Genomic DNA, 11,175 nt, shown 5'->3' on the forward strand with positions numbered 1-11,175 from the left:
ATGATTACAATTTCAGAATCAGGTAATGTATCAAATCAGATAACAACAGCAGCTTTAAAAAACCCAGCGGTCAATAAAGTACAATCTATAAAAGTCTTTGATAGAGAGGGTAATGAAATTAAGTATGGTGAAAAAGAAGAAAATAAGCTCAAAGCTGGCTTAGAATATACTTATGAAGTAAAAGAATATGAGGTTAAAAAACCTACTACTTTAGAAACTGATAAAGAAAAAGTTAAATGGTGTTTTTGGTTAGATGAGACTCAAAATAAACTATCTAAAAAGAGTTTTGAAATTAAAGAAGTTGCTCTAAAAGAAGATCAAGAAAAAGATTTCTTGTTAATATCTAAAGCTGAAGATGAAACAAAAAAGAAAGAAGAAGATTATGAAGGTATAGAGAATAATGGAATTCTTTTTGCAGAGCACATTATTGAAGAAAAAGATGGAGTAAAAACTGTCAAGTTAAAAGTTAAATTTTCTAAATGGTTGGATGGAGAAAAAATAAGGACCGAAGCTTATATAAATGAACCTACGTTAAATTCTGGAAATAATTCAGTGGCATCTAGAAACGTTTTGGCAGAACCAGAAATTGCCGAAGTATATTGGATGGGTGCTGATGGTGAGCGTTTAGAAGAAACCGGATATGGTGAAGATATTTATTTGTATGTAAAGAGCTTAGGGTTGATAGGTAAGACATTAGATACCAATATTTATGATAAAGATATAACTCCGAATCCTACACCTATGGTCGGTTCTGATGACTACGTAGATTGGGAGAAAAATAAGTTAATTATAGAAGAACGTGATCACATTAAACAATTTAAAATAGGAAATAAAGAAACTTATGAAAATGCTTCATCAGATGAACAAAAAGATGAAAAACAAGATGTTTATACAGCTATTTTCGATTTTAATTATGTTGACAATACACAAAAAAAACAAGATCCTTTTATTCTAGAGTTATATGTTACAATCGCTAATAGCAGTGATGTTGGTCTTGATTTACCTGATGATAAAAATAAATTTGGCGAGATTAAATTAACACCTAAAGAAGCCATCAAAGACGCGTTTTTTGCAAAAGTAGACAAAGAGCAAGTAATTGCTGATGCTCCTCTAGCTGACGTTAAAGATAAAAAAGGGAAAAAGGTAGGAGAGAAAAATCAAAAAACAGAAGTAGATCACTTTGAAAAATTGGAAGGAGGAGTAATTGGTCAGAAAATAAAATTGGTAGCGGAGTGCGATAATATCAATGAAAAGAAAGTCGTTTTTAGACTTTTTGAAAAAAAATCTTTGTTGGCAGGTATAGATGAATCATTGTCAGTTTTACAAGACGATAAAGAGGTAACAGAAATTGAAGCAACAGTTGAAAACGGCTACGCCATTGCCGAGATAGAATTCCAAAAGGTGGATTCCTCGAAGTACAATGATTGGGATAAAAAATTAGATCCAGATAAAGGAGACTTAAAGTATACACAATTATTTTTAAAGGTTAGAGAAAAAACAAATGAAGTGGTTGAGTCCTCTTTTCTAAACAATGAAAATGAAACTTTTAAATTAGGAGCAGCTGTAATTGTCTATACAATTAAAAATACAGGAAAAATTGAAAAAGAAATATGTGAAAATCCTCAAAAAGCTAAATACACGTATCTTGATAAAACAGGAAAATCTCACGTTTTAGGAAAAACTAAAGTTCACAGTACTAAAAGGCATACTAAAAAAAATATTCTTTCTACTAAAAAGAATGATGATGTTCTATTAGCATATTCAAAAGACATAACTAGTTATAGTTCAGGAAATGTGAAATTTGGTTTTTCTACATGGAATAGTAGCTCGGGAAGATGGTATATTAATCCAGACTGTTTCGCAGGATTGATCGGAGCAATGATAGAAGAATCCATAGAAGATTTAGGTTTCAATGGTTTTAGTATAAAAAATGGAAATACAGCTGGAGGGAGTTCATCTCATATCAATGGTGAGAAGGGAGATTTAAGGTATTTAAGTACTAATAAAAATGGAGAAAGAACGTATTTGCAAGATTCCCATTTTGATTATGATAGGCAGGTAAAATTTAATAATGCTTTGTACAAATTTGGTTGGGGAAGAACGGCAAAGATGTATTCCGAGAACTTCGATCGTAAAGTAAAAACAGAGGTTGTAAACCCTAAAACAAAAAAGAAGGAGACGAAGGAGGTTACTGTTTCCACTCTTTTACCGCATACTAAGCATATGAAAAAAACTACAGGTACTGTAAAGTATAGACATCACCATCATTTGCATTTAACAGGCTTTGATGATTCTAAAATTATTTTAAAATGAGAATACTACTTATAATTTTATTTTTTCTTGGTGTTAATTGTAAGGAAAAAAGAGAAGGTTTTTTAATAGACAAAAATAATAATGCTCAAGCTATAGAAGAACCTAGTGAAAATGTTAATTTTCATAAGAATAGAAAAGTAGATTCCATTTTTAATAATTTGGAAGAGCTAAAACTTCCAACATCTAGTGATTTTGTATCCGGTTTATTAAATGAAAATGAAGGTTTTTATGAGATAAAGGATGTAGTAATGAAAAATAACATAAAATTCCCTAAAGATTTATTTACCGAGGTTAAATCAAAAAAGGAAGCTAATGATTTTTTCTATAATATAACTGAGAAGGAATTTTTCCCAATTTTTAAAAAAGTAAATACAAATTATACAACGATAGGGAGCCTAGTGCAATATTATGGGGAAAATGATATAAAAGGTGTCTTTGTTATATTAAGTAATTTTGATACCAAAGGAAAACAAATAGATTATCTTATAATTTATAATAGATTCTTATGGGAAGTTAATTATGAATATGATTTTTATATTGATTCGAATTTCCAAATTATTATAGATAAGAAAGAAGAGAATTTTTGGGATGATAAGAGGAATGATTTTATAAATGAAGATGAAATACCAGAAACAAAAATTTTTAAGGAAGAATATTTAATAAATGATAATGGAGTATTCGTCTGTATTTCAAAAAAATAAGTACATTCTATTGAAAAATCTATTCATCTTACTTACGCTTATTATTGTTATTTCCTGCAATTCCAAACCTACGGAAACGAAACAAGAAGGTGGTGTTACTATTCTAGAAGATGGCACTAAAGTAGAGGATGCTGTAGAGCGTATTCCAGAAAAAGTAGAAGATGCAGTAGAAAGTGCAGAGGAACCTACAGAAGCCAATGAAACTTCTGATCATTCTGAAGATATTTTTCAGCCAACCCCATTTATTGCTAAAATTCTAAACGAATTGGGAGTGCAACCCAAACAGGTATATGAGGAGTTTGTGGTGCAAAAGGTAATGCCTTATGATACCAGTAGTACAATTGTAGTGATTCCTACTGTAGCGAGTCAGGAGTATGATTGGGAAGTTTTTACATTAAATAGTTATGTATTGGTAGTAGATTCGGAAACAGCGAAGATCAAACAACAGTTCTACGAAAAAGAAAGCTGGTACTCAGATGCTATTGAGCTTCGGGAAATAGGAATTGATACTGCTAACTATATAGTTGCTGAAGGGAAAAGAGCTTTTGGAGTTACATTATATTACATCGGAGCTTCCAGACCGAATCCTATGAATTCTAAAACCCTGTCTTTATTCATTCAGGAAGAGAATACATTGGTGCAGATTTTAGACGAATTCGAAATACATTCCTTTTGGGGTGAATGGGACGTTCAATGTACTGGAGAATTTACTAAAGTGGATAAGATTCTGATAATGGATACTAATCCGTATAATGGATTTTATGATATTAAAGTGAGAGTAGAAACTAAAAACATAGAATCTTTTGAGAAAGGAGAAGATGATTGTGATGAAAAGGCGACTATACAAACATCCAAACAATTACTGCGCTATTATGATAGTTATCAGTTGTATAATAGAACCTATGTTTTAGAAACAAAGGCTTCTTGTGGATTAGAAATCAAATTAACGGGCGACCAGTACCATCTAAAAACTAGCAAACGAGAACACGCAGGAACCTATAAAATCCAAGATGGATATATCACCTTCAAAGGATTATTAGCCGATAATCCCAAAAGAGAAGTACAAGGTAGTTATAACGAAGATGAAATCGTGATACAAAATTATGGCAACGCCATGAATGAGTTTACCGTCTTCGAAGAATGCTCAGACCAAAAGTACTTGCGTTTGGTGTTAGAGGATTGATGTTTTTAATTGCATCCTTCTAAATCTCCCTTCGAAGGATTATAAATACATCCATTTAGTCTAAAAAGGTATTCATTTTAATAATGAAGTGGTTTAAACTTTTTTCAATTTGCTAAAAAAATGCTTTTTTGTACCCATATTTCACAATTTTTGACTTCCGTAGCGCTGCTATGCAACTAAAAAATTACTTCATCTGATCACAAAACTGCTATTTTTCACTTAAATCAAAAAAGTTTAAACCACTTCAATTCTTAGTGATTTCTGTTCAGTATAATAATTGCTGTATACTGGCCTATCAAAAAGAATTTTAAAAATCAAGGCAGCCGTTTGGGTTTGGGATGAAAAACTGTTTGAACGTAGTGAGTTTTTTTCATCCGTGGCTGGTGATGCCGTAGTATTTTCTTAAGTTCGTTTTGTAAGCCTAGACTTTTTTTGTTTCTTTTTTTGGCAATGAAAAAAAGAAAAGAACTAAATAGATTAAAGGAAATTACAATGATATAACTTTTTAAAAAATCATCGTATCATTTCGACTTCTATACATACGAACTTCAACATATAATTAGTTATTATGTAAAAAGGAATAATCTTTGTTACATATTCTGAAATCATCAAAGTTTCTTTCTTATGAAGCAATACATTCTTTTAATCATTCTATTATGGAATATGCAAGGCTTTGCGATTCAGCATGACTATATAGCATTAAAGCAGCAAATCGAAAGAATTCAAAAAGAAAAACAAAGTGCCTATAACAGCGCAGTTTCCGAAGAAGAGAAAGAAGTGATTATCGCAGAAACACGAACCTATATTTTCAATACATTAATTGATAAAGTAATTCCTTTTTGGTATGGAACACCATGGGATTATAATGGTCATACCAAAACACCAGGAAAAGGAAAAATTGCTTGTGGTTATTTTATTACGACCACTTTAGAAGATATGGGATTTAATATTCCAAGATACAAATGGGCACAATCTGCATCAGAAGTATTCATCAAAAAATTAGCGGGCAATAATATAAAACGTTTTACAAACGCTTCTATCGCTAAAGTTGAATCTTATGTATTACAAAAGGGTGATGAACTATATCTAGTAGGTCTAGATGATCATACGGGATATATTGTGGTAAAAGATCAGAAAATCAAGTTTATACATGCAAATTATTACCAACCAGAAATCGGTGTAATGTCTGAAACCTTAGACACAGAAAATCCACTAAAAAATTCCAGTTATCGAGTGATCGGATCCTTATTATCAGATACGATGGTACTTAATTGGATAATGAATACACAGTATCAATAGGAATTTGGGATTGTTATATCTTTAAAGCATACTGTTTTTACTTCCAAGAATTAATGTATTAATGAGAATTACTATAGATGATTTTGTAGAATTCATTATATCTAACAACCTTTTAAATGTTGATCAGGACTATTGATACTTTACTTTATTGTTTAAATAGAAATATTGAAAGAAAAAATATTCGGCAATTCAATTTAAAAAAATAAGGGAATCTTCCAACCATAACAGTGGTTTTCAGGGGTGTTTTTCATGTAGGAAAATTGTTACTTTGATTTCAGCAACTGACAACACACAAAGCTATGCCCATTTTTACGATTCAAGAACACCTAGAACATTATCAAACATTAAAAAGTCAATTCGTATCTCCATATCATAAATCACAAGTATTGATGGAGGTAAACTTATATAAAAAGGTAATACATACAGGACTTATCCAACATATCCAGAAAAGTCCGATTATCGAATTCTACACGACAACAGACAGAAAAGAAATACCAAAAAAGCATTGGACACCACAGATGAAAAATGCTGCATTAGCCTATATCAAGGAATATCCTGTTTGGGATGCAGGTAAGAATTTTTCTGTGATAGGGAAGACTTTATTTTCCATAGCAGGTATTGGAGTATTGGCAGCTTGTATTTTTATTTTTTATTTAGCCTTTTTTACTACTCCACAGTCTAAAAATGCTATCGATGAGTTTGTTTCTTTACCAGAAATAGGGGATAAGTATTATGGATTTATTCATCAGGTTATCGATGAAAACCAACCACCTTTTTTAGCACATGGATGGATCAAAATAGTAGAAACTAATCCAAAAGATAGTACGTGTAAGTATGTAACAAGCGCTAGTTTAGGAGAACTTACTTTTGATACGCTAGATGCTGAGCATACCAATTTTTCTGCCCAGCTGATCGAAGGGAAGTTTATCGCCGACAAATCTTCTCAAAAGATCTCTATTGTTTCATATGACAAACGAATGAAGTTTGATGCACAAGTCATGGGAAATAACAAAGGACATTATAAAATAAATTCTATTAAATAGGAATACTCATATCAGTCACAAATCTATTCAGTGTCTCAAATTATAAAAAAGGCTTTTCAAGTACTCGTTATAATCAGTTGTTTAACCCGCTTTATGCAATAGAACTTCGTAATGAAGCTTTGAGATGCAATAAATACTGGCTTTTTCTTGATTTCAGCATTGCATCGCTATGGTTAGATTAAAAAGAGTAGTGAAGCGGTAGTATTTGCAGTAGCTCAAAGATGGAATAGATTTTCTACTGTATAAAACGGGTTTAATCATTTTAGGTACAGGTTATTATCTTATAAAAACAAGTGTCTATCAAAGGAATCTTTTTCCGTTCTTGATGCCTGGTATCCGAAATTAAACCGCGAATAATGTTCTTACTCTCGTCCTAAGAAAATATTACTTCAAAGCGCATACGTGTCGAAGTTTTGTTGGGCTTCGAGATGGATACTGAGCTGTCACACTTAGTCTGTCGGGCTTCGAGAGCCTCAGCCCTCGGAATGATTCGAACCCTGAGGCTCTCGAAGGGTGGTAATGCAAAAAAGAATGTATCAACTATAAAAAGTTATTTAAACAGAACATATTTTTAGGGCTTCGAGATGGATACTGAGCTTCCTCCATAGGCGGACACGTGTCGAAGTAACAGGCCTTGGATAGGTTCGAACCCTGAGGCTCTCGAAGGGTGGTAATGCAAAAAAGAACGTACTACAACCCACGAAATGATTCGAACACTGAGGAGACTCGATGGTAGTGTTTACCGGGTTTCGAGAGCCTCAACCCTCGGAGATAGAACGAAACCCTCAGTGCAGTCAAAGTAAAGCCCTCAACACATTTTTAATCTCGTCCTAAGAAAATAATACGTAAAAAATGAAGAGAGCCAAGCGTAACATAAAATTCGCAAAATGTTGTAGGATATAATATAGCAGTAATACTATTGATCAAATGATTGTTTATGTGAGTACATATAGTTTCATTTTATGTAGTGGAGTGATCAAAATTTTTAGTATTGTTTTCTTCAGACTAGCGTTTTTTGGTTCTTTTTTGGGCAATGCAAAAAAGAACGTACTAGAACCCTCGGAATTATTCGAACCCTGAGGAGACTCGATGGTAGTGTTTACCGGGTTTCGAGAGCCTCAACCCTCGGAGATAGAACGAAACCCTCAGTGCTGTCAAAGTAAAGCCCTCAACACATTTTTAATCTCGTCCTAAGAAAATAATACGTAAAAAATGAAGAAAGCGAAGCGTAACATAAAATTCGCAAAATGTTGTAGGAAATAGTATAGCACTTATACTATTGATCAAATGATTGTTTATGTTAGTAAATATAGTTTCATTTTATGTAGTGGAGTGATAAAAATTTTTAGTATTGTTTTCTTCAGACTAGCGTTTTTTGGTTAGTCACCCTGAGCCTCCTCCATAGGCGGACACGTGTCGAAGGGTTGGCAATGCAAAAAAGAACGTACTAGAACCCTCGGAATTATTCGAACCCTGAGGAGACTCGAAGGGTGAGTTTATCGGGTTTCGAGATGGATACTGAGCTTCCTCCATAGGCGGACACGTGTCGAAGTACAGCCCTCGGAATTTGAACACTGAGCGAAGCCGAAGTGTAAGCTGTCACAACGCCAGTATATTCCTCAAAAACCAAATCAAAGCTGTCAGTAAGGATCTACTGAGAAAGCGTTTAATGAAATATTTAAAATGTAGGTTTCTAAAAAGAATACGTTTTTAATCCTTTGTATTATAGTGATTTATCAAAACGTCAGCCTGTCAGTAGAAGTTTTGCTGATTAAAGAATATATAATGATTTACAGAAGAAGTTAGTAATTAATAAGTTAAGTTTTGTTTTTAACACAAAATTATCAACAAAGTCAATAAATTCTTAAATTATCGGTATTGTAATTGACGATACATCATCTCAAATGAATGTTAAACTCAATCTGGATAAATTTATAAGGAGTTATGATTCTTATTGTTAGTGATTGTATTATTCAAGAGAAGAACGTTCCAAAGCAGCGCTTTGAAATCTTTTTCACCAGTATAAGATTTGTTATACGTTAAAAAATCTTGAAGCCTTGGAAAGATTTTAGTAAAACAAATCTGGTTTTTATTCGCCTTAGGAGAATAAAAAATACCTTGAAAAAGCGCCCTTTCTTTTGTTTCGTTTTCTTTGGGCGATCAAAGAAAATGAAAGAGTAGGATGATAAGTGAATTTTGTAATTGCTAAATATTTAAACTTCCAGATTACTAAAACAAATGAAGTATGAGTAATGTATTAAACAACCGATTATCGGTAACCGTAGATCCAGCAGTGATCACAGAAGTAAAAAACAGAATTGAGGAAATCAATACGCTGTTACCATTTTTAACAGGATTGACAAAGGAAGAACGTAGAACCCTTCCAAAGATCAATCGTAGTAACAAGATCTTTGTAGAAGATACTTTGGACAGTATGCGCCAAAACGGGAATATCCTTCCTAATTTTATTAGTGTGGATGAAGTGGAGAAGGATTATGATTTGTATAATGAGCTTAAGGTACTGGCATTAGAATTAGCACAGTTAACCGAAAAGGTTAATGACACACGTATTCTGGCAGGATCCGAAGCCTATACCACATCCTTATTAGCGTATAAAATGTTTGGGGTAGCAGCTAATAGTGGCGTAGCAGGAGCAGAGGCGTTGCATAACAGACTCAAAGAACGTTTCGTAATAGCTGGCGGTAGTAGCACGGAAGACGATACCCCAGACGAAACCGATGAGAATTCGGATGCAGCGTAGTGAGACTTCGGGCTTCGACTCCGCTCAGCCCTCGGAATCCGAACACTGAGCGCAGCCGAAGTGTGAGTTTATCGGGTTTCGAGATGGATACTGAGCTTGTCAAAGTGGTAGCCGAAGTGTGAGCTTGTCGAAGTACAGACCACACTATATACCAAACACCCCTAATCATTAGCAATAATGGTTAGGGGTGTTTTTTTGTTCATTATTCATTTATGTAATTACCAAATGGAATACCAATACTAAATCCTAAAGATTGGGTGACTTCTCCACTAAGAGTTTTTTCATGAACTTCTCTCCACTGGAGTTCAACACTTACTGCAGAACTATCATTTTTACCTTTAAAATAAAACGGAATTCCAAATTTCCAGGTGGAAGCTTCAAATTCTCCTATAGAATAATCAAAGGAAACACTAATTCCCGCGGGCCAATCAAATGGAAAATATACAAAGTCTGCCTTTATATTTTGGGTTACAAAAGAATCATAATCCCCAATGAACTTAGTCGATGTGGTTAGTTCTACAGGATTGGAATTAGAATTATCAGGTATTGTAGTAAATGTTCTCTCTTTTAGAATATTAGCAGCTATAGAGTTATTCATAAAAGCATTGTATCTACCTGTTAACTGTAAGGTTCCGTATCGTCTCGATTTACGATAATAATTAAATGAACCTTCTAATGATAAAGGATAATAACGTTTAGTTTCTGAATTAGGTGAAGATTCTTCTCTGAATACTTCATATTCAGTAATACTAATCGGCATATATATACGACCTGATAACCAAACCTTACTAAAAGCATTGATGAGTTCTTTATTTCTACTTGTTTCTAACTCATCAGTTAGCGTTTCATTAAAAGATTTGTTTACCATTTGATCGTATTCTTTTTTCATAGTAGCGGCATATGCTTTTTTATAAGCTGCTATATATATAGAATCATTTAGGTTTACTTTTTTTGGTAATGAAGTGTCTAGAGATAATTCTTTTTGTACGTCTAATTCGATTTTATCATCTCTTTGTTCTTCATAGTCTTTATATTTAGCCTTCAGTGCATGGTTTAGTAAATAGCGATTTCTAAAACTATGAATATCTCTGTTTTTATCAAACATAATACTACCTCTAAATAGTTTAGTGAATTTTACAAATACTCCAATATTGTTCTGTATTTCTCCATTAGTAGCTAGGTTAGAGAAATTATCTTCTATGTCAGCTTCTAAACCCATACTCCAGATAGTACTGATATAATCTGTACCACCAGAGGTAGCACCATTTGGTGTTAGAACATATCCTAATGCCAGTCTATTATTCTGTTCTTCTAAGGTGGCAAAAGCAGATCTGGTAGAAAGATCTGAAACCTCAGTTAATAATTTATTTATCTCTCTATTAAACAAGATATTTAGAGACTTGTAATGTAGTAATTTATCTTTTGTTAATTTGATATCTAATGAATCTCCATAGGTTGTAAAAAGATCCTGAGATGTTGCAAGCGTATCTATATAAAACCTTTTTAAGATAGTGTCTTTGTAGAGTGATCTTACCTGATGCCGAAATGCCGTTTCATCATATTTTTGTTTTAGACTGTCCCTAAAAGATTGTAAGTCTTGGACTGTTTGAGAATGGATAGAAATAGAAAATAATAAAAAGGAAAATAAGATAAGATAATAACGCCCCATATGGTTAAAGTTTTTAATTGGCCTAAAAATAAATGAATTTTTTTTATAGAAAATACCCAGCAATAGGTATGTTTCTGATTCATAATTAATGTGTATATTCGGGGAAATAATAAACTTTATTTTTTTTAATTTAATCTTACTTATAATGCGAAATAGAATAGACATTGATCTTATGAACGATTTATTTCATAGAATTACGCAAACAC

Annotated in this window: 7 protein-coding genes; 6 read left to right on the forward strand and 1 reads right to left on the reverse strand. The window is 32.8% G+C overall.

Annotated features, from left to right (window positions below; all coding sequences use genetic code 11):
* The 6 genes from Q1A73_RS02185 (at window position 1) to Q1A73_RS02210 (ending at window position 9,300) form a co-directional block, all read left to right on the forward strand.
* A complete protein-coding gene (locus Q1A73_RS02185; protein WP_299601066.1) occupies window positions 1–2,313 on the forward strand; it encodes a hypothetical protein in 2,313 nt (770 codons plus the stop codon).
* Window positions 2,310–3,014 (forward strand): hypothetical protein, encoded by a 705-nt coding sequence (locus tag Q1A73_RS02190; protein ID WP_299601067.1) that lies wholly within the window; start codon window positions 2,310–2,312, stop codon window positions 3,012–3,014. The genes Q1A73_RS02185 and Q1A73_RS02190 overlap by 4 nt, the downstream gene beginning before the upstream one ends.
* 10 nt (window positions 3,015–3,024) lie before the next feature.
* Window positions 3,025–4,197 carry a hypothetical protein gene (locus Q1A73_RS02195; RefSeq protein ID WP_299601069.1) on the forward strand — a complete coding sequence of 391 codons (1,173 nt, stop codon included), beginning with the start codon at window positions 3,025–3,027 and terminating at the stop codon, window positions 4,195–4,197.
* A 624-nt stretch (window positions 4,198–4,821) separates the two neighbouring features.
* Window positions 4,822–5,496 carry a hypothetical protein gene (locus Q1A73_RS02200; protein ID WP_299601071.1) on the forward strand — a complete coding sequence of 225 codons (675 nt, stop codon included), beginning with the start codon at window positions 4,822–4,824 and terminating at the stop codon, window positions 5,494–5,496.
* 299 nt (window positions 5,497–5,795) lie between these two features.
* Window positions 5,796–6,539 carry a hypothetical protein gene (locus Q1A73_RS02205; RefSeq protein WP_299601073.1) on the forward strand — a complete coding sequence of 248 codons (744 nt, stop codon included), beginning with the start codon at window positions 5,796–5,798 and terminating at the stop codon, window positions 6,537–6,539.
* A 2,245-nt stretch (window positions 6,540–8,784) separates the two neighbouring features.
* Window positions 8,785–9,300, forward strand: coding sequence for a hypothetical protein (locus Q1A73_RS02210; RefSeq protein ID WP_299601074.1), 516 nt, complete (start codon window positions 8,785–8,787; stop codon window positions 9,298–9,300).
* 202 nt (window positions 9,301–9,502) lie between these two features.
* Here Q1A73_RS02210 and Q1A73_RS02215 read toward each other — a convergent pair whose 3' ends face one another.
* Entirely contained in the window at window positions 9,503–10,969 is a 1,467-nt protein-coding gene (locus Q1A73_RS02215) for a hypothetical protein (protein ID WP_299601076.1), read from the reverse strand.
* Window positions 10,970–11,175: the final 206 nt, after the last annotated feature.

Origin of the sequence: uncultured Aquimarina sp. (assembly GCF_947492115.1) — a bacterium.
Taxonomy (GTDB): domain Bacteria; phylum Bacteroidota; class Bacteroidia; order Flavobacteriales; family Flavobacteriaceae; genus Aquimarina.

Bases quoted from the DNA above. Each gene is read 5' to 3' on its own strand.
- Q1A73_RS02205 (WP_299601073.1), top strand. From the start codon at position 5,796: ATGCCCATTTTTACGATTCAAGAACACCTAGAACATTATCAAACATTA.
- Q1A73_RS02210 (WP_299601074.1), top strand. From the start codon at position 8,785: ATGAGTAATGTATTAAACAACCGATTATCGGTAACCGTAGATCCAGCA.
- Q1A73_RS02185 (WP_299601066.1), top strand. From the start codon at position 1: ATGATTACAATTTCAGAATCAGGTAATGTATCAAATCAGATAACAACA.
- Q1A73_RS02200 (WP_299601071.1), top strand. From the start codon at position 4,822: ATGAAGCAATACATTCTTTTAATCATTCTATTATGGAATATGCAAGGC.
- Q1A73_RS02215 (WP_299601076.1), bottom strand. From the start codon at position 10,969: ATGGGGCGTTATTATCTTATCTTATTTTCCTTTTTATTATTTTCTATT.
- Q1A73_RS02190 (WP_299601067.1), top strand. From the start codon at position 2,310: ATGAGAATACTACTTATAATTTTATTTTTTCTTGGTGTTAATTGTAAG.